At 33.7% G+C, this 20,583-nt stretch carries 15 protein-coding genes and 1 pseudogene; 13 read left to right on the top strand and 3 right to left on the bottom strand.

Going from position 1 to position 20,583, the window contains the following annotated elements:
- Positions 1–29 precede the first annotated feature (29 nt).
- Entirely contained in the window at positions 30–1,847 is a 1,818-nt protein-coding gene (locus C8E03_RS01755) for a choice-of-anchor A family protein (RefSeq protein WP_110290118.1), read from the top strand.
- 223 nt (positions 1,848–2,070) lie between these two features.
- A complete protein-coding gene (locus C8E03_RS01750; protein ID WP_110290117.1) occupies positions 2,071–3,999 on the top strand; it encodes a right-handed parallel beta-helix repeat-containing protein in 1,929 nt (642 codons plus the stop codon).
- A 238-nt stretch (positions 4,000–4,237) separates the two neighbouring features.
- Here the strand turns inward: C8E03_RS01750 and C8E03_RS01745 are convergent, their stop codons facing one another.
- Positions 4,238–5,065: a CsxC family protein gene (locus C8E03_RS01745; RefSeq protein ID WP_242993339.1), complete on the bottom strand. Its 828-nt coding sequence runs from the start codon at positions 5,063–5,065 to the stop codon at positions 4,238–4,240.
- A 295-nt stretch (positions 5,066–5,360) separates the two neighbouring features.
- On the opposite strand from C8E03_RS01745, the gene C8E03_RS01740 reads away from it, so the two are divergent.
- The 9 genes and pseudogenes from C8E03_RS01740 (at position 5,361) to C8E03_RS01695 (ending at position 15,566) form a co-directional block, all read left to right on the top strand.
- Positions 5,361–6,932: a family 43 glycosylhydrolase gene (locus tag C8E03_RS01740; RefSeq protein WP_207657775.1), complete on the top strand. Its 1,572-nt coding sequence runs from the start codon at positions 5,361–5,363 to the stop codon at positions 6,930–6,932.
- Positions 6,933–7,273: 341 nt separating this feature from the next.
- Positions 7,274–7,684, top strand: a pseudogene (locus C8E03_RS01735) (cysteine peptidase family C39 domain-containing protein).
- A 355-nt stretch (positions 7,685–8,039) separates the two neighbouring features.
- Positions 8,040–9,179 (top strand): hypothetical protein, encoded by a 1,140-nt coding sequence (locus tag C8E03_RS01725; protein WP_110290115.1) that lies wholly within the window; start codon positions 8,040–8,042, stop codon positions 9,177–9,179.
- Positions 9,180–9,344: 165 nt separating this feature from the next.
- Entirely contained in the window at positions 9,345–9,551 is a 207-nt protein-coding gene (locus tag C8E03_RS01720; RefSeq protein ID WP_094378184.1) for a hypothetical protein, read from the top strand.
- Positions 9,552–9,805: 254 nt separating this feature from the next.
- The gene (locus tag C8E03_RS01715) at positions 9,806–11,008 is read left to right on the top strand and encodes a hypothetical protein (protein WP_146212294.1); all 1,203 of its coding nucleotides are present in this window, start codon (positions 9,806–9,808) and stop codon (positions 11,006–11,008) included.
- Complete coding sequence (locus C8E03_RS01710; RefSeq protein ID WP_094378186.1) at positions 11,001–11,816, top strand: hypothetical protein; 816 nt, start codon at positions 11,001–11,003, stop codon at positions 11,814–11,816. Before C8E03_RS01715 ends, C8E03_RS01710 begins: the two co-directional genes overlap by 8 nt.
- Positions 11,817–12,659: a hypothetical protein gene (locus C8E03_RS01705; protein ID WP_110290113.1), complete on the top strand. Its 843-nt coding sequence runs from the start codon at positions 11,817–11,819 to the stop codon at positions 12,657–12,659.
- Positions 12,652–13,296 carry an ABC transporter ATP-binding protein gene (locus tag C8E03_RS01700; protein WP_094378188.1) on the top strand — a complete coding sequence of 215 codons (645 nt, stop codon included), beginning with the start codon at positions 12,652–12,654 and terminating at the stop codon, positions 13,294–13,296. Before C8E03_RS01705 ends, C8E03_RS01700 begins: the two co-directional genes overlap by 8 nt.
- A 92-nt stretch (positions 13,297–13,388) precedes the next feature.
- Positions 13,389–15,566 (top strand): DNA topoisomerase III, encoded by a 2,178-nt coding sequence (locus C8E03_RS01695; RefSeq protein WP_110290112.1) that lies wholly within the window; start codon positions 13,389–13,391, stop codon positions 15,564–15,566.
- A gap of 80 nt (positions 15,567–15,646) precedes the next feature.
- On the opposite strand, the gene C8E03_RS01690 is transcribed toward C8E03_RS01695, so the two are convergent.
- Entirely contained in the window at positions 15,647–16,219 is a 573-nt protein-coding gene (locus C8E03_RS01690) for a TetR/AcrR family transcriptional regulator (RefSeq protein ID WP_094378190.1), read from the bottom strand.
- A 321-nt stretch (positions 16,220–16,540) separates the two neighbouring features.
- Between C8E03_RS01690 and feoB the strand changes: the two genes are divergently transcribed.
- Positions 16,541–18,907, top strand: a complete 2,367-nt coding sequence (gene feoB, locus C8E03_RS01685) for a ferrous iron transport protein B (RefSeq protein ID WP_110290111.1) — start codon at positions 16,541–16,543, stop codon at positions 18,905–18,907.
- A 123-nt stretch (positions 18,908–19,030) separates the two neighbouring features.
- Here the strand turns inward: feoB and C8E03_RS01680 are convergent, their stop codons facing one another.
- Complete coding sequence (locus C8E03_RS01680; protein ID WP_110290110.1) at positions 19,031–19,870, bottom strand: DUF6385 domain-containing protein; 840 nt, start codon at positions 19,868–19,870, stop codon at positions 19,031–19,033.
- Positions 19,871–19,997: 127 nt separating this feature from the next.
- Here C8E03_RS01680 and C8E03_RS01675 point away from each other — a divergent pair, with 127 nt between their 5' ends.
- A complete protein-coding gene (locus C8E03_RS01675) occupies positions 19,998–20,555 on the top strand; it encodes a hypothetical protein (protein ID WP_110290109.1) in 558 nt (185 codons plus the stop codon).
- The last annotated feature ends 28 nt before the right edge of the window (positions 20,556–20,583 follow it).

The following is a 20,583-nucleotide window of genomic DNA, read 5'->3' as shown; positions in this document are numbered from 1 at the left end:
AGGTAACTTAGGAGGTTTGTGTAGTTTATATGGATGAAACAATATATGGTGCAAAAGATAATCCAATGGTTGGAATTCCTTATCAACATGTAAACTGGAAAGACATACAAGGACAGCCATTTGGTTTGGCTTCTCAATTTAATCTGTTCGTGTTTGGAGATGCCAACAATATTGTAGATGTAGAAGGTGCTGTTGCTGTAGGGGGCAGTTATTACAGCCCAAGGGGATTAAGCATAGGTTTTCAAAGCACGAATGGTCAACAGGGAATTGAATTTTCACCTGATCTGGCAAGGTATTTAGTAGGAAATATTGTTTCCATGAAAGGACCGTTAGTTGTTGTAGGGCATGTCATTTCTGGCGGAGGCTTTAAAGCTGCGTTAGGAAGTACCTATTATATTGGAAAAGATGGATCAGATAAGCAGATGGAGGAATTAAAATCTTTATATCAGGCTAACGGAGGAAGTCCCTATTGGACTCCAAGTGATAAAGGAGATTATTATATCATTCCTAGCTATGATGTTCCACGAGTAATACCTGCTTCCAGAATATCCGCAGATTTACCTGCATTTTTCCAAGCAGCAAGAAAAAGTATTGATACATTTAAAGATTGTATTCAAAAATTAGATAGCAATGGAAAGATAACAAGCAATTCCTATGAATGGATATTAAGCGGAACCAATCCAAAACAAAATGTTTTTACAATTGATGCAAGTCCAAACGGTATTTTAAATAAAGGGATTCGATTTGAAGTGCCACAAGGCAGTCTGGCAATCGTCAGACTAAAAACAGGTCCTCATGCACATTTACAATCGGGATTATACGGGGGGAAAAGTCAAGCAGAGAATACGTTATATGTATTTGAAGATGCAACGAATATTCATATGGAGAATTCTTCCGACATATGGGGCAGTATTTTAGCTCCTCAAGCGATGTTTCATGGTCATCCTACAGGAGGACATGTGAGTGGTAATGCCGTATTGGGTGGATTTGCAGTAAATGCAAACAGCGGTTTTGAATTTCATTTGGCACCATTTTTGGGTAATGTGGATTGTATGCAGAGTATGCCTAAGCAGGAAAATGAATCAGAAATTATTTCAGTTCCATTGCCGGAAACCCCAGCTTCCAATCAAGGAGAGATTTCCAGTGGCATTTCAGAGCCATGTCCGACGTGTCCGACATGTCCAGAGCCAGAGCCATGCCCAATGTGCCCAGAACCAGAGCCATGTCCGACATGTCCAACGTGTCCAAAACCAGAGCCATGTCCGACGTGCCCGACATGTCCAACGTGTCCAAAACCAGAGCCATGTCCGACGTGCCCGTCATGTCCAACGTGTCCAAAACCAGAGCCATGCCCAACGTGCCCGACATGTCCAACGTGCCCAAAACCAGAGCCATGCCCAATATGTCCGACTTGTCCGCCATGCCCAACGTGTCCAGAATGTCCGCAGCAAAAAGATGAAACAGAAGAGAAAGCAGAGTATGTAGCTATACCGGTTCCGGTTCCCATACCGTATCCGGTTCTTGTCAGAACCGATCCGGATGTTTCAGAATGCCCGATTTGTGAAGAAAATAAGATTACTATGGGTTTGATTGAAGGCTGTATCTTAGGTTGCGATTGCTGCAGAAATCATGAATGGGATATTATGCTCTATCAGATGAGCAATGGAAAGAAAATATTGATTTCATGTGTAACGATATGTCACCTTGGGTGTTTCCGCTTTAAAGCAGATTTTTATGGAGCATATGTTCTTGTAATATGTCCATTAAAAAGAACTTGCTGCTTTTCATCATGTAGACCAAGAATTTTATTAAAAAATATAGGTGTAGCAAATCTTACCATTGAATAAAAAGGGTAGTTTAAACTGTTGATTGATTCATAGCGAGTCAATTGGCAGTTTATGCTATTATGCCAAAAAATCATAGCATTTGCTTTTATATTTTTACTATTTTTTAAAATAATAAAAAATTTGTAAAAAATATCATAATTGTATTGTAAAACAAATAAAATATGTTACTATTGTATAGTAACTGTAAATATTACTTGAAAATTTAGTTAATAAGGGGAAAAACATGAAGAAAATGTACAAAAAATTTTTACCTGCTGCTTTGAGTGTTAGTATGATCTTTTCTATGGCTTTAAATGTAAGTACTTACAATGTAGAAGCTGCGGCAACAGACCCGCTTCAATTAGAAGCAAATTCAGCAAGTGCAAACACAGGTTTGACTTCAAAAGGAATGTATACGAATCTTTATAATACAGAAGATTCGGTATTTGGTGATGCTATTTATGCAGCAGCAAATGGAAGCAGCAGTGCAACAGGAACAAAAAACAGTCCGCTTGATTTGGCAAGTGCAATTCAAAAAGCGGCAGAAAAAGACAATGCTGTCATTCTTTTAAAGGCAGGAACCTACAGTCTGAACAGTCAACTTACGATTGGTACCGATAACAATGGAACAAGCAACGCTTATAAAATACTAAAGGCTTGTAAAGGTGCTAAGGTTATTTTAGACTTTTCAGGTGAAAGCTACAATATGAGTGATACATCTGTAAATAACAGAGGTATCCAGCTTAATGGTAATTATTGGTATATAGAGGGTATTACAATCTATGGTGCAGCAGATAACGGAATGATGGTATCTGGAAGCCATAATGTAATTGAACGATGTAGTTTTGACTCAAACAGAGATACCGGTTTACAAATCAGCAGATACAGCTCAGCAGTAACTAATTTTGCAGATTGGCCAAGCTATAATTATATTATAAACTGTACCTCTAAAAATAATTGTGATCCTGCAACCTATGAGAATGCGGATGGTTTTGCTTCTAAGTTAACTTGCGGTGACGGAAATGTATTTGATGGATGTATTTCTCATAATAATAGTGATGATGGTTGGGATTTGTTTGCCAAAACTGCTACCGGTCCAATCGGTGTAGTAACAATTCGAAACTGTATTGCGATGAGAAATGGTATTACAGAGGATGGAACAACCGAATCCTCCTGTGATGGAAACGGTTTTAAACTGGGTGGTTCAGGAGTGGGTACTCCTCATGTGATTACAAACTGTCTGGCAATTGAAAACTTACATAATGGTTTTACGGATAACAATAATCCAAGTGCAATTTCAGTAGTAAACTGTACTGCATTTAATAACAATACTAGCGGTACTAAGAATAATTTCAGCTTATATCGTTGCAAAGATGCATATGCTGCAAATTGTATTTCTTATACAACAAATAATACATCTGATAAATTTGTTAATTTATCAGGAGATCATTTAGTTTTTTATAACAGTAGTAAATGGTACAAGGTTACTGACTTACAGGTAATGAACACAGGCTCCTCCGCTTCAAGAGGAACAGCGATTTCTACAGGTATTACAGCAGTAGACTTTACCAATGCAACAATACCGACGGTTGGTACTGATTTTGATACATTGTGGAGAAATACGGATGGTACGATTAATACAAAAGGTGTAGCAATGATTTCTTCTTCAAGCAATTATGCAACATTTTCCACAGATGGTGGTGCAATAGGTGCGAGATTATCTTCCAATATTGCATCAACAGAGCTAACGATCAACAGTTCCAGTTCTGTATCTGATGCTAGTGATACAGATACAGACACAGATAATAGCAATGAAACAACAGAGGAAGTTTTAACAGGATCTAACGTACAAAATTTCACAGAGAGTGGTTTAAACAGTGATTTTTTTACAATTAGCGGTAATCTGGCAACCAATAAAGGAACTGTTACCTATCAAGATTTGACTTTGACAACCGCATTAAAATTAGAGAGCAGTACCAGTATTTCATTTACAACGAGTTCAGTCTCTACTTTAACATTGGTATTTAATGCTGATTGTAATAAAAATGTTAAGATTGATGGAACCAAGTTAAGCATCAACAATGGTGTATTGGAAATGGAATTATCAACTGGCAAACATACAATTAGTAAAGCGGATGCCGTTAATTTATATTATATATCTGTAGTGAATTAATTAATATTTAACCTTAAAAGGAATATCTAAATTGATAATAGATTTTTGTTAATGAGGTTAATGAGATATAAATAAAAGAGAAATAGATAGAATAACGATTGAAGTCAGAAATGCAAGAAAACAGGGGTAATCTCATAATGTTTTGCCTCTGTTTCCTTGATATTTGATGATTAATAAGTGTTTGTTAGTTCTCGTATTGTAATTATACCTGATAGATAAAGCTAGTTATAAAAATTTATCAATTATCATTTTTTTGTATTACTTCAGTAATAGGTAAATTCCATTGAGAGCTCAAACTGTTAACTAAATCAAAATCTTCCATAGACTGATTCATAGAATCTTTACAACAAATCTGTTGTTTCTGAAGTAATTTCATACAAAGATATAAAACTGATTTATCGGTAAATTCATTGAATTCTTCCTCATTAATTAATCCATTAATTGGATTACCTTTTTTATCAATATCTGCATCAAAAATTGCTGACCATTCCAACTCACAATATACAGGTTCGTTGAAAATTTCAATATTTGATCTGTCAGCTTCTCTAAAATTTTTGCCCATATTTTTTTGATCAAAATAACGGGTAACCTGAGACGGAAGATTTGGTGAAATCTGAGGGAAGGAACCCTTAAAATTTACTTTTGTATAAACTTTAAAAGGAATATGAACAGTAGTATCTTTGATAGAGCCACCAATTGCAGAACCTCTTGAACAGGTTCGGGTAGCATATTCTATATTTTTTCTGATATATCCTTCAAGAAAGACTTTATCAGTGGGAGGGATATATCTGCATTGAGTTAAGAACACCTGTTTTTCTATTCTTTTAATTTCATATGCTGGTTCGTTCAGTTTGATTACTGATTCTGTATCTATTTGAACAATAAATTCCGTAAGAACCTTAGGAATTTTAAAATCTCCTCCACAGCAAGGATAATTATCGGCATTTGTAAGGGTGTCTGCATTGATTACTGAAGCATTACATTCATTACCACCGCTAGTATTGATTGCGTCTGTGCTAACTACTTTTACGTTATTTGTAACGTTTTTATTCATACTGTTCATCATTACATCCTCCTTTTTGATAATATATTAGGAATGAAATACACTTCACTCCTAATATATTATTCAAACAAGTAAAATTGTGTGATATAAAATAATGTTTTTCTTTTTTTTGCAGTTTATTGTAATATTTTCAGAATGTTTCTATAGATAAAACAATCGGCTCCTGCACTTAGTTTTTGTTCTACTTATAATTGGTACAAACAGGGAATATAATGATTAGTAATAAATAGTGGGGAGGGATATTTTATTAAGCTGTTGAAATGCAATGAATAGAATGAAAAAGGAGATGGGAGAGCTTATGTTACAAAATATTGTAAAGTATCTGTTTTGTTTGAGTGTTTTTTTTGTGTTAATTTTTATAGGACAGGCTCAGCACCTTCAGGCGGAGTCAAAGAATGATGAAACTACTTTAGTTAACGGTGAATTATGGTATGACAGTGATGGAAATGATATTCAGGGACACGGCGGAAATATTTTAAGTTACAATGGAAGATATTACTGGGTTGGAGAGTATAAGCAAAGTGCTAATTTTAGCGGTATTGCGCTGTATTCATCTAATGATCTGATGAATTGGAAGTTTGAACATATGATTTTGACTCCTGAAACACCTAAGGGGGATACTACAATTGGTTTTTGCACGATAGAACGTCCAAAACTCATATATAATGGAAGTGATTTTATATTATGGGCTCATTGGGAAAATGGAAATGATTATACGGAATCTAAATTACTGGTTGCCAAGTGTGATATAATAAACGGCAATTATGAATTTGTAAAGCTCTTTAATCCTCAAACAACTCAAAAAGGTGAAAATGGGGAATTTTTATATTCTACAAATCGCTCACTGGATTTTACAATTTATAATGATGCAGTTGACAATGGAAATGGAACAATTAAAAATCAGGCATATCTTATTTCTGCATGCGGTCATGACATGTGTGTTTACAAACTAACGGAGGACTGCATGGATGTAGTTCCAAAAGAGAGCTATAAATTTTGGAAAGGTGCAGGGCGCGAAGCTCCATCTATGGTAAAAGTGAATGATTATTATATATTGCTTACTTCCGGGCAGTCAGGGTGGTATCCGAATCAGTCGATGTATGGCTACACGAAGGATATTTCAAACCCTGATGAATGGACTTTAGCCAATGCTTTGATTACGATAGGAAACAACTCGACTTATTACAGTCAACCTACGAACATTGCAGTAGTGGAGGATAAGACAGGCAATAAACAATGCATTTATATGGGAGATCGTTGGGATAAAGAGAATTTGGGTGAATCAACCTATGTTTGGCTTCCGATGGACATCATAATTGATGAAAACAGTGACAAGAAGGTTCAGATTTCTATGGACTATTTAAACCAGTGGTCTTTTCAAACTTCCACTGGAACGTTTATTAAACCGAAGGAATCTTTGATATCAGAAAATAAACAGGTGACCGTAAGTATTGCTGGAACACAAAAACATCCTGCATCACAAGCAGTTGATGGTATTATTGATACGGATACGACATGGGGAAATAGCAATTATTATGAGTTGTCTCAGGCAAGGGTACCATTTACAATTGAGATTGATTTGGAAGAGGTATCTCCTCTAACTCGTATGGATCTTTCCACCAGACTGTGTAATGGTTCAGAAACCTATTATCAATACATTGTAGAGGGAAGTGTAGATGGAATTAGTTGGAGTACAATTTTAGATGAAAACGCGAATAAGGTGGTTGGGTTTCGAAGTCATAAATTGAAAGGAGATTATCGTTATGTTAAATTGACTGTACATGCTATTAAAAACATACATAATGAAAATATGGCAGTATGGGCCGCAGGCATTGTTGAGTGGCAGATTTACGCCTCCAAAGCTTTCTAAAGATGCACTTCCTTTATTAAAAAACAAATCACTTCTGGTTTGATTTCAACAGCCTGGTGGTAGATAACAATAACTGTATTGCCCTCAATTGAGCTCAATTTAGCCAATTTAGTAATTGACTATACAAATCGTCCATTCGTGCTTCCAAACAGTCCGCTTGTGATTTGTTATTGAAAAAAAAATTGTATTTTGTTAAATTGTTAATAGGATTTTTTAGCAAACCACTGAAAAAACTAGGAGCAAGGCAGATAATAGAGGTAACTAATGAGTCCCACTTACGGAAATTGCCATTTAAAATAGTATAAAAAATATTAGAATGATCTAAAGACCAAGGAGTAAATATGAGATATACCTATGTAAAACAGCAGGATGCAACCGATTGTGCAGCGGCGTGTCTGGCAATGATATGCTTGCATTATCGAAAAGAAACAACGATTACAAGACTTAGGGATATGATGGGAACGGACTTAAAAGGAACGAACCTGATTGGTCTTAGTAAATGTGCGGATGAGCTTGGATTTACTTCTCAGGCGGTATGAGTGGATAAGGAAGGTTTCTTAAGTAAGTATACACTTACTGCCATTGCAAATATTATTACGAAGGAAGGTTTAAGTCACTTTGTAGTAATCTTTAAGATTACAGACAAGCATGTGGTTCTTGGTGATCCAGCCAAGGATTTAATTATAGAAGGCTTTATCATTGAAAATTTAATTCATATTGAAAAATCGATAAATTCTGATAGGAGTCTATAGATGAACAAATTAAAACTAATAAGAACAATTTCTAGGATATTTTATATTGTAGCTTTATTAATTATTGTTACTATGGTATTAAGTGATTTATATGTACCTTCATATTTAATGATATTTGTGTGGGTTGGCACTATCGTATTTTGTATCACAGATTTAATACTTAATATTAAGAACAAAAAATAATTATAATTAAAGCAATAGTTAGAATCATTTAGAGTAGAAAGTTTTTCGGTTTCATAGGTGCAGTTGGTGCAGCAGGAGCTTGCTATTATTTAGCTACTCACAGAGTATTCTATTAGTATAATAATACGCCCAAGTTATTCTACTTGGGCGTATTATTGAAAGAGGTGATAAGGTGATATATTATATTTATATTATAATGGAAATGATGCTATTAGGCTTAGGTTTAGGTCAATCTGATTTTTTTATTAACTTAGGCTTTTTAGGTTTTGTTCTATCCATGATGGGGATTTCTTTATTAAATATAATATTGATTATTAACATTGGGAATATATTTCGATATATTTATAGTGTGAAAAAACATATATCATATTTTCCGCTCTATTTATGTCCATTTATAATAACAAGTATTAGTGAGAAACACATAAAAATAAAATATATAGGTATTAAAAAAGATTTTTTTCGAGTCATTTTACCAAAAGAAATTATCGAAGACATATTTACTTCGAATGATAATCATGATATAAAAAACGATAGGATTGTCTTAATTAAAAAAAGTATTCAAATCCAGATAGTTGGAAGATATTTGGGGATTATCGTTATAACATTAGTTGAAGCTATAACATTGCATTCTATTTCTATTTGTATGTATGGTATTGGATTGATTGTAATTCAAAGAGCACTTTCAGACTGGAGTTCAATTGACTATTATGTAGGTGAAGCATGGATACAAAAGTCATTTGATAAACCGAGTGATAAATTTATAGATTACTGTGCCTCACAGATTTCGTATCATGATACTGAGTATAATGTTTTATATAAAGTATACCAAGAAAATTTGCTTAGCCGCGACAATCTATTTTCAATAGATTGGTGTTCTTATAATTTAATGCATATGTATATATTAGAATACAGTAAAAAAATTGTTTTTACACAGGAATTTATCACACATCTGCAACATCAAATTAATCAAATAGATTCAATACAGGTATCCTCATATCAGTGGTATGGATTTGTGACTAATTTATATTGGGAAATTCTAACAAATAGAGAAAATACAGTAAAATCTTTTATTAGTATTATAGAATCAGTAAAAAATTCATATGAAATAGTGCCAGTCAAGATAAGGAGAATTCTCCCATTAAAAATATTTGATTGGTACTTAGACTTAGCAAAATGTCATAAGATTGGGCGAAAAAATTCTGGAAAACCAAAATATAGAATATTGATGCGAGATTCTTTATGTGTAATATCAGCGGAATATTTCAGTTGCTATCGTAAATTTGAACAGGAAATAGAAAAAGAAATGAGTTAAGCTGTACTTTTATTAAAATACTATCATTAAAGAAGAGATAGTAATTTTATAAATCCATGTATGATATAGAAATTAAAACATGAAAAATAATAAATAATGTTTGTGGATTATTTATTAGTCTAATTTATAACTTTAATAATATTAATTATTTTAATGGAGAAAAGAATGAATAAATTACTATTTAGTAATAACAAAACTCTAAAATTATCAAATGTTCTAATAAATAAGTTTATTTTAACAGATGATGAAGAAAGTTTTAATTTAACAGTAGAACAAATGCAAGCTTATATTAAAGTAAAAGGAGCTCTTCAAATAGGTCCACTTATACAACGATCAATTCCATTGTTAATACTGCAAATCAAATGGACATAGATACATTTTTGATGCTTCAATGCAATAATTACCTACATTCAGTAGAGAAACCATATCAGATGGAATCTGTAATTGAGTTCAACTACCATTTTGAGGATATGGTCTTGACATATGCACACCTTATGGAAAAGGGGTTTTTTAAAGCTAAAAAAACTGGACGCAGGAATGAATATGCACCTATCGTGACAGAACTAACTTCAATAAAGTCACGGTATTATATTGATAAAACTTGGATAATACTTGGAGGAAATAAATTGAAAAGATATAAGCAGTGGATGCTAGCTGGATATTTAATAGTAAGTGTAATTAGTTTTACAGCTTGTGGGACGCAGGAACAAGATAGTTCTAGTAATTCAGTTCAAAATGGAACAATGGCAAATGACAATGCTAACATAAATGAAAGCGAGAGGACTAATACATCAGAAAGTCAAAAGCCAAATCATTTATCGATGAATGTAACAGATCATATGGTAATTGATGCTGATATTGAGAATGAAACTGTTGGACAAAGTATGATATATCAAACATTACCCAAAGAATTTGATTTAGATAAAGTAAAACAATTATTTTTTTCAGACAATGGGGAATTAAATATCAGCAAAAATGGCCAGTCTACAATTATAGAATCAACTAATGGAGCTCTATTGATGATGGGGGATGGGGGATTAACATATACAATAAGTGAGAACATATGGGATTTAGAGAAATATATTAAGCAGGCCTATTATTCAGAATTAGACTATGGCACTCCACATGAACAAGAATTGAATGCAGTCGAACAAGAGTCGATTGTTCAAAACGTAGAGAAAAATTTGAATGAAATATGTGGATTAGAAGAAGGAGAAGAACTTTCACTGAAAGCAGGCGTTAGCGTTGATACAGACACAATATTAAAAATGCAGGAACAGCAAAAAGAATATTTAGAAAATGAAGGTGCATATCAAGGGGAAGTAGAGTGTGGTCTTTTTAACGAATTAGGTAAAGATTGGGAGGCAAATGAATGCTATTATCTTTCCTTTATTATTAAAAAGAATGGTATTCCTCTGACCAATTCAAACGAACCTTCAATAAGCAAGAGGGATGAAAATGCGATAACAGAGAAAACAAATTTAGAGGTAATTGTAGATGAAAATGGAATTCAACTACTTTATATAACAGGAATTTTTGACTTAAAAGAAACATCTGAAGCAAAAATTATGTCTGTACAAGATGCGGCTTCGCTCTTAAAGAAAAAATACAATCTTGAGATTATTACTGGTGATTGTGTAGTTGATAAGATATGGCTTGAATATCTTTTTGTTCAGGATTCTTCTACGCAGGAAGCTGATGAGGGAACCTTGGAGCCTTATTGGTGCTTTCAAATAAAAGAAATAGAAGAATATGAAGGGGTAGAAGACATTTCTTACGAAGGAGAACGATTTCACGCAGTAACAGGAGAAGACTTTGAATATGAATAAAAGAAATAAAATGTTATATTATTTAAGTGGATCTTTTAGACAATCCCTATCTTATCGAGCGGGATTTTTAATTATATCGATTGCTTTTTGCGTTTGTCTGGATACATGGAATCAGCTACCGTTTTTATGGACGGGCGCAAGAAATAGCATGGCCATCTATTATTATATATTTAATTCGTTGACGTTTGGAGGACATTATGTTCCTTATTTAGTACCAATGTTGTCTGTTGCGGTCTATACCATTAGCTATTACAAAGAAAGCAGTACTGGAATGGATGCATTTATTATTGGGAGACTTGGCAGCCGTAGAAAATATGCAGTTTCCAAATTAATCGCCTCCTCCATAAGCGGTGGTGTGATATCAGTAATGGGTTTTTTACTTTTTATCGTGGTGGCTAACCGATTTCAGCCTTTATATTTAAGTGAATTTGATATGGAGGCATCAGGTTTTCCTTATTTTAAGGCATTAAGTACTGGAAATGGAGTGGGTTATTTCATTATTATATTTTATTTAATATTTATAAATGCAGTATTATGGAATACGATTGCTTTATTATGTTCAGCATATTTTAAGAATGTGTATGTTACTATTGCTAGTCCGTTATTATTATCTTATTTTTTAAGCCGGATTTATACTTATTTACGAGTACCAGATAAGTTACGTATGGATTTTTGGTTATCAGCTAGAATCGTATATGTATCAGACAGGGTAACATTAATGCTAAGCACTTTGTCTGTTTTGGTTATCGTTGGAATTTGTTCATGGTTTTTTATTCGGAAAGTTAATTGGGAAAGCGGAGGAAAGTAAATGGGATATATAAGGAGAACTTTACAAGTTACACTATTTCAGCTAAGACGTGAATTATTATCAAAGCGGACAATCGTATTATTTCTTATCATAGGAATCTTTATTTATTCTAATATGGAACCGGTAGCAGTTTTTTGTGCTGCGGTTGGGATAAAGGCTACACCACTTGGTTTTGTTCATATGATAAATGATTTTATATTTCAGACAGTATTTATGCTTGGAATTCTTTTCTTACTCAGTAGTGCTCCGTTTCGAGGTGATTTTTATCCATATATTGTATACCGCTCTGGAGATAAAGAGTGGGAAACCGGAAATATTTTATACATTTTTATCATGACGTTTCTATATACCGTATTTCTTGTAATTATTAGTATGATTGGTTTAAAAGGAAGAATTGATTTTGTATGTGAGTGGGGCAAAATATGGGGGACGTTAGCGAGAACGAATGCAGCAAGTCAGTATGGAGTCCAATTTGCGGTAAGTGATTATATCATAGGAAAATATGAACCTTTGTATGCTATGGTTGTATCGTTTCTATTAGAGTGGATTTGCTTTATTTGGGTTGGGATGTGCATCTATTTCGTTAATATTCTAACAAAGAAAGCTGTTGGTGTGTTTTTAGCTGGCATTTTTGTGTTTTTAGATGCTATGATTTACAATTCTTGGACGCCTTGGGCATATCGTTTTTCGCCAGTTACCTTGTCTCATTTATCTGCTTTTACAAAAGGATACGTGTATTATGGAATTACATTGCAATACGCATGGCGATTTTTTGGTATTACAATTATAGGTTTTATAGTTGGAACAATTTTATTAACGAAGAAGGTTAGAGATTATGAATAAAATTAAAGTGTTGCATGTAGGGAAAAGAATTAGAGAACAAATCATATTAAATGATATCAATCTAGAGTTTCAAGACTCAAAAATATATGGCTTAATAGGTAGAAATGGTTCGGGAAAGACAGTATTATTAAAATGTATTGCCGGATTTATGAAACCTTCTGAAGGTGAAATTTGGTTCAATGATAAGAAAATAGGAAAAGATGTTAAATTCCTTGAAAATATGGGATTTATTTTAAATACGCCAGGGTTTTTGTTAGAATTATCAGGTTTTAAGAATCTTCAATATTTAGCTTCCATAAATAGAAGAGCAGGTAAAAAAGAAATTTCAGAGGCAATGGAATTAGTAGGTCTTGATCCAAAGAATAAAAAAAGTGTTGGAAAATATTCGCTAGGAATGCGCCAAAGGTTAGGCATTGCACAAGCAATCATGGAAGATCCTGAAATATTAATATTGGATGAACCAATGAACTCTCTGGATGAACAAGCAGTAGAAGAAATTCGTAATATATTACTTCAACTAAAGGAAAAAGGAAAGTTGATTATTATTACCAGTCATAACAAGGAAGATATTGAGTTTTTGTGTGATGAAGTATATCAAATTCGACAGGGAATCATAAAGAAGATAGAGAAAATTTAATATATCTGGATAAAAAGGAATTATAAAAATTTGTAATACTGGAAGTGTTGTTATATAATGATGTAAGCAAAATATATAGAAAAGAGGTTTATATGAAATCATTAGTTATAGCGGAAAAACCTTCCGTTGGAAGAGATATTGCAAAAGTATTAAAATGTTCAAAAAATATAAATGGTGCTATTGAAGGAGAAAAATACGTAGTGACATGGGGATTAGGACATCTTGTTACATTAGCTGATCCAGAGGCTTACGATGAAAAATATAAAGAGTGGAAAATGGAATATCTTCCGATGTTACCAAAGAAGTTTGAATTGGTCGTAATGAAACAAACCAGTAATCAATATAAAACGGTAAAGACGCAGATTCATCGAAAAGATATATCTGACATTATCATAGCAACGGATGCAGGTCGAGAGGGCGAGTTGGTTGCCAGATGGATATTAGAAAAGGCAATCAATCAAAAGCCCGTCAGGAGACTTTGGATATCTTCCGTTACAGATAAGGCCATTAAAGAAGGATTTTTACATTTAAAAAATGGAAAAGAATACGAAAATCTCTATCAGGCGGCAGTAGCAAGAGCCGAGGCAGATTGGATAGTAGGAATGAATGCTACAAGGGCACTGACTTGCAAATACAATGCCAGTCTTTCTTGTGGACGTGTTCAAACGCCAACTTTAGCAATGATTGCTGCTAGAGAAGAAGAAATAAAGTCATTTACTCCTGTCCCTTATTACGGATTAGTCGGGAAGATAAATGGAATGACTATTACCTGGACAGATAAAAAATCAAACGGTCATACTACCTTTGAAAGAAGTAAAATAGAGGAGTTATATAGTAGGGTAAAAGGAAAAACCGGAGTTGTTTGCGAACGTACATCAACGGTGAAAAAAGTATATTCCCCTGGACTGTATGATTTGACAGAGCTTCAAAGAGATGCAAATAAGAAATTCGACTTTTCAGCAAAAGAAACGTTAAATATTATGCAGCATCTGTATGAAAATCATAAAGTATTAACCTATCCAAGAACAGATTCCAGATATCTTCCTAATGATATTGTAGGTACGTTAAAAGAGCGTTTAGAATCCATTAGTGTTGGACCGTATAGGAAATTGGCAGGAATTTTAGTAAAAAAACCGATTGTTACCAATTCATCCTTTGTTGATGATCAGAAAGTAAGCGATCATCATGCAATAATTCCAACTGAACAATATGTTAATTTGGAAAATATGAGTTATGATGAGAGAAAAATTTATGACCTTGTAGTTAGAAGATTTCTGGCTGTATTATATCCACCTTATGTATATGAAGAAGTCACCATAAAGATTGACATAGAGAAAGAAGACTTTATTGCGAAAGGTAAAATCGAAAAGTCATTAGGGTATAAAGAGGTTTATGAAAAATCTTCTGAAGATGAAACAATAGACGATAAATCTACGGTATTACCCAATATAAATAAAAATGATGTTTTAGAAGATATTGTATTTTCAATTACCGAGGGAAAAACAAAGCCACCAGCACCATTTAATGAGGCAAGTTTATTATCTGCAATGGAAAATCCGGTTCACTTTTTAGAACAAAAAAAGAAAGCACTCATTCAAACGTTAGGTGAAACAGGAGGACTTGGAACTGTTGCAACACGTGCAGATATTATAGAAAAACTCTTTCATTCTTTCTTAATGGAGAAACGTGGTAAAGATATTTTTATTACATCAAAGGGAAAACAGCTATTAGAGTTAGTTCCTAAAGATTTAAAAACACCAGAACTAACGGCGCAATTGGAAATGAAATTATCTAAAATATCTACTGGAAATCTAAAAAAGCAAGAATTGATGAATGAGATGACAAATTATACGAAAGAAATCGTTGCAGAAATTAAAACAAGCGATGGAACATTTCGACATGATAATATGACTAATACGAAGTGTCCAAATTGTGGTAAAAAAATGTTGCTTGTCAGTGGAAAAAACAGTAAAATGCTAGTGTGCCAAGACCGTGAATGTGGTTATAGAGAGACAATAGAACGAACAAGCAATGCAAGATGTCCTGTATGCCACAAGAAGATGGGATTGAAAGGAAAAGGAGATGCTCAGATATTTACCTGTGCCTGTGGTTACAAAGAAAAATTATCCGCATTTACACAAAGACGCAAAAAAGAGGGTGCCGGTGTTGGTAAAAAAGATGTTGCAAACTACATGAAAAAAATGAAATCCGAAGCACAAGCCCCTGTAAATAATGCTTTTGCAGATGCTTTCGCTAAACTAAAGTTGTAAAGCAATAATAGAACTTATGATAGCGATATAAACTTTAACATTGGGAAAGGTTACTCTATCCTGTGCGCAGCCCTATTTTCTTAATTGATTATTAGATTACTTTTAAATATTAAGTTAAGACAAGATATTATGTGCTCGTATTCTAAGAGTTCATTATTATTGTACATATATTCGAGTAAAGATAAAATAGTCGAAGAAAATATATGCGCACAGAGTTCAAGGTCTTTTCCATGCTTTTTTAGCAAATTATGATTCATCATAATATAGATATTTTTTAATACACATTGCATATCGTCATAAAGATGAATATCATCGGTATGTATTTTTAATAAAGAAGTTAACAGTTCTCTTTTTTCAAACATAAAACGATATATATTATTAATTACTATAGGTAATTCATTACTCGAACTATAATTTTGTCTACGGTTCAATAATATTACATATTCATCCATAAATTCCTGACATAGTATATGAGCTAAATCATATTTGTCCTGATAATATTTGTAAAAGGTTGCCTTATTAATTCTTGCATTTGCAAGTAATTCTTTTACTGTGATAGAATCAAAGTCCTTTTCTTTTAAAAGTTCAAGAAATGCTTTCTCAATACTTTCTTTACTTTTTATGATACGAATATCTGTTCTTTTCTGTTCCATATTTCTACCTCCATCAATAAATTATACCATAAAAGTGATAAAAAACAATAATACTGCTAAACGATTATTACTAAAAAGTATGTTAATAAACTTTAAGTTTATTATTGTCGGTTGAAAGTTAGTTTTATACAACTTATACTAAATAAGAAATGATTGAAGAATGAGTATCTTCGTCATTATAATAAATATTTCCAGTTAATGGAACTTGAAATTAAAGAAAAATAGAGTAAAAAGATACGTATCATATAAAGCACCAAATTAAAGAAAGTTATAAAAACTTACAGTTGTTCACAACTAAAGATAGAAAGCGAGGTATTGAAAGTGAACTTAGATAAACTAGAAGTTGGCAAAAGTGCAATAATCGAAAGTGTAGGTGGAAATGGGGCACTCAGACGTCATTTCCTTGATATGGGATTGATTCCAGATACTGAAGTTACATTAATGAAAATTGCACCTTTGGGAGATCCCATTGAATTGCGTATCAGAGGTTATGAACTAACACTACGCAAAGAAGACGCTGCAAAAATAGGAATTGGAGTTCCATATGATAAAAAACAAATAGACGAAACTAAAAAAGATGCTCAAAGAAAAATGATTCCGCATCCCAGAGAAGGTGAAATGACAGCCTATCATCCTAAACAAAGAGGTACCGTAATACCAGATGGTAAAGCATTAACGTTTGCTTTAGCCGGTAACCAAAACTGTGGTAAGACTACACTTTTTAATCAATTGACAGGAGCAAATCAGCATGTTGGTAATTTTCCGGGAGTTACAGTAGATCGAAAAGATGGAAGTATCCGAAAACATCCGGAAACACTGGTAACGGATTTGCCAGGTATTTATTCTATGTCTCCGTATTCGAGCGAAGAGATTGTAACGAGAGAATTTTTGATTAAAGACCGGCCAAAAGGAATTATTAATATTGTAGATGCAACAAATATTGAAAGAAATTTATATCTAACTTTGCAACTTATGGAGCTGGACATACCAATCGTCCTTGCGTTGAACATGATGGATGAAGTTCGTGAAAATGGTGGAACCATTATGATTAATGAATTAGAAGCAGCATTAGGGATTCCGGTAGTGCCTATTTCAGCTGCAAAAAATGAGGGGATTGAAGAATTAATAGAACATGCGTTACATGTGGCAAAATTTAGGGAACGTCCTGGCAGAATCGATTTTTGTGATATGAACGGTGATGAAAAGGAAAGTGCAGTGCATCGATGTATACATGGAATTATGCCACTAATAGAAGACCATGCAGTAAAAGCTAATATTCCGAATCGGTTTGCCGCCACAAAGTTAGTGGAAGGAGACAAACTTATTTTAGATGCATTAAAACTTGATGAAAATGAAAATGATATGCTTGAACACATCCTGATTCAATTAGAAAAAGAAAGTGGAATTGATAGGGAAGCAGCTTTGGCCGATATGAGATTTAAATTTATAGAAAAGGTATGTGCGGATACGGTGGTAAGTCCCAAAGAAAGTAAAGCACATGCAAGAAGTGTGAGCGCGGATAAAATATTAACAGGAAAATGGACTGCGATTCCATCATTTATAGGAATTATGGGATTAATATTTTGGCTGACATTCAATGTAATAGGTGCAGCACTTTCTGATTTTCTAATTTTAGGAATTAATGCACTCACTGATATATGCGATAAGGGATTGACTGCGGCCAATGTAAATGCAACCATTCACTCCCTGGTAATAGATGGAATATTTGCCGGTGTTGGAAGTGTTTTAAGCTTCTTACCAATTATAGTAGTTCTATTTTTCTTTTTGTCAATTTTAGAGGATAGCGGATATATGGCCAGAGTTTCATTTTTTATGGATAAATTGTTACGAAAGATAGGCTTGTCTGGTCGGAGTTTTGTGCCGATGTTGATTGGCTTTGGCTGCTCTGTTCCGGCAATTATGGCAACCCGAACACTATCCTCTGAGCGCGATCGTAAGATGACCATTTTATTAACTCCATTTATGAGCTGCTCAGCGAAACTACCCATTTATGCTTTGTTTACAGCAGCGTTTTTTCCAAATCATCAAACTTTCATTATGATATTATTATACGTAACTGGTATGGTGATTGGAATATTATTTGCACTCATATTAAAAGTAACAGGTTTTAAAGGAAAGCCAATACCTTTCGTATTAGAGCTTCCTAATTACCGGATTCCAAGTCCGAAAAGTGTAGGCCAGTTGATATGGGATAAGACGAAAGACTTTGCGACCAAGGCATTTACCATTATATTTGTAGCATCGCTAATTATCTGGTTTTTACAGACGTTTGCAGTAAATATGAATCAAGTAAGTGATTCTTCTGAGAGCTTATTAGCATTAATCGGAAGCTTAATAGCACCTATTTTTACACCATTAGGCTTAGGAGATTGGCGAATATCAACTGCATTAATAACAGGATTTACTGCAAAAGAAAGTGTAGTGAGCACATTGACCGTGTTACTAGGTGGCACAACAGCTTCTTTGTCTACAATTTTCACACCGTTTACAGCCTTTGTATTTCTTATCTTTACACTTTTATATACTCCATGCGTAGCTGCAATTGCAACTGTAAAAAGAGAACTTGGTGGTAAATGGGCAGTAGGAGTTGTATGTATGCAATGTACTGTAGCTTGGATTGTAGCATTCATAGTACACACAATTGGTTTATTGATAGGATTAGCTTAGATTAAATGTTCTAAATTTTATTTGGGAATTATATTAAAAACAATATAACATGGAAAACGTCGATTCTGATATTCTTTCAAAATCGACGTTCTCTTTTTTATCAAAGTGTACCGTCAAGTATTATTAATGTTGTGCTTGGTAACAAGAAATAACATCTGTTAGAGCAGTTCCTCCAGTAATTGTAAATCGTACATATTGCAAGAAGTTTGTAACTGTAATCATCTTTGAAACACCAAAGTCTAGACTAATAACAGTTCCTGTATCTGCAACCCAGTTTGTTTGATCTGGACTCAATTCTACGATTAAAGTAATATTTTGATCAGCTATAGTTCCAGTATTTTTAATGAACCAGTTAAAGGATGATTCTGTCGAAATATCCTGTACGCTTGAACTTACCGTTGCTCCGATACCAACGCTTTGGGGCGTCAATATGGTTTCTGCACCAAAGGAATCTACACTAGTAAATACCAACTGACTTTCAACTTTACCAATCAAATTACTTCCTGCAGCTAACCCTACGGTGAGAGCAGATGTACCATTTACAACGGGTACATCATTTGTTATGGTACCAACCGTGGTGACAGTCGAGACAGTGTCAAGATCGGTACCGCTTTCTAACCCTACGGTAAAAGCAGATGTGCCATTTACAACAGATACATCATTTGTTATGGTACCAACCGTGGTGACAGTTGAGACGGTATCAAGATCGGTACCGCTTGCTAACCCTACGGTGAAAGCAGATGTACCGTTTATTACGGGTACGTCATTTGTTATGGTACCAACTGTGGTGACAGTCGAGACGGTGCTAATATCTGAACCGGCTGCAAATGATACCTCACCACTTATAGGAAGACTTGAGCTTGCATCTAACTGCAAAGGCACCACATTATTAGAACTATCTTCAACATAAATTTGGCCTTTTAGTTGAGTGGGTGAATCTTGAAATATAGGCATTCCTGGCATATATATTTACTCCTTATTTTTATGTGAGTTACTCAATAATTATAATATGCAAATATATCATAATTGACAACATCCACAAATTATCGCAACAATCAATGTTTTTGGATCTATTGATAATATAGTTGGCATGAAAATATTATTTCAATGGGTTGATGGAAAAGTTGAGTTTGAGAGGGTATATCAATTACTTGATTCACCCATTGAAGAGTGGGTTGATAATGCTATTTCAGAAGTAATAAGGCTTGGAAAAAATATTAAGATTGTACTTGTTGACCGCCCCTTGCCAATCGAATATTGCGATGAATGTAAAAATAGTATATCAAGAACAATCGATAATAATATAGCAACAATGGTAACTTCGGCAGACTGGAAGGAAACTGCTATTTCGACAATATACATTAATCCGAATCAAGCATCACTTGCGATTAGTATTTTTTATAAATCTCAAGAACCAATGTATTCTATGTCTATACATAAGTGCAATGGTAAGTTACATATTCTTGTTAATAAAAAAGATGAATTATTACATTTTTCCAGAAGACCATCAAAGAGAGCACAAGTCGTTAAATTTATTAAAAAAACACTCAAAATGTGGAATATAGATAAAATTATAATTGGGACAGGTAATGAAGAGAATCCCACATTAATAAATGAATTTAGATTGCCTAATTACTGGGAATATTAGCGATGGTAAATTTTGAACTGCCCATTAT

The organism is Lachnotalea glycerini (genome assembly GCF_003201285.1).
Classification (GTDB): Bacteria; Bacillota; Clostridia; order Lachnospirales; family Lachnospiraceae; genus Lachnotalea; species Lachnotalea glycerini.
This window is presented reverse-complemented; position numbering and strand designations above follow the sequence as displayed.

Coding starts and splice junctions, on each gene's coding strand:
- C8E03_RS01740 (WP_207657775.1), top strand. CDS start 5,361: ATGTTACAAAATATTGTAAAGTATCTGTTTTGTTTGAGTGTTTTTTTT.
- C8E03_RS01745 (WP_242993339.1), bottom strand. CDS start 5,065: ATGATGAACAGTATGAATAAAAACGTTACAAATAACGTAAAAGTAGTT.
- C8E03_RS01710 (WP_094378186.1), top strand. CDS start 11,001: ATGAATAAAAGAAATAAAATGTTATATTATTTAAGTGGATCTTTTAGA.
- C8E03_RS01705 (WP_110290113.1), top strand. CDS start 11,817: ATGGGATATATAAGGAGAACTTTACAAGTTACACTATTTCAGCTAAGA.
- C8E03_RS01680 (WP_110290110.1), bottom strand. CDS start 19,870: ATGCCAGGAATGCCTATATTTCAAGATTCACCCACTCAACTAAAAGGC.
- C8E03_RS01700 (WP_094378188.1), top strand. CDS start 12,652: ATGAATAAAATTAAAGTGTTGCATGTAGGGAAAAGAATTAGAGAACAA.
- C8E03_RS01690 (WP_094378190.1), bottom strand. CDS start 16,219: ATGGAACAGAAAAGAACAGATATTCGTATCATAAAAAGTAAAGAAAGT.
- C8E03_RS01755 (WP_110290118.1), top strand. CDS start 30: ATGGATGAAACAATATATGGTGCAAAAGATAATCCAATGGTTGGAATT.
- C8E03_RS01675 (WP_110290109.1), top strand. CDS start 19,998: ATGAAAATATTATTTCAATGGGTTGATGGAAAAGTTGAGTTTGAGAGG.
- C8E03_RS01720 (WP_094378184.1), top strand. CDS start 9,345: ATGAATAAATTACTATTTAGTAATAACAAAACTCTAAAATTATCAAAT.
- C8E03_RS01750 (WP_110290117.1), top strand. CDS start 2,071: ATGAAGAAAATGTACAAAAAATTTTTACCTGCTGCTTTGAGTGTTAGT.
- C8E03_RS01695 (WP_110290112.1), top strand. CDS start 13,389: ATGAAATCATTAGTTATAGCGGAAAAACCTTCCGTTGGAAGAGATATT.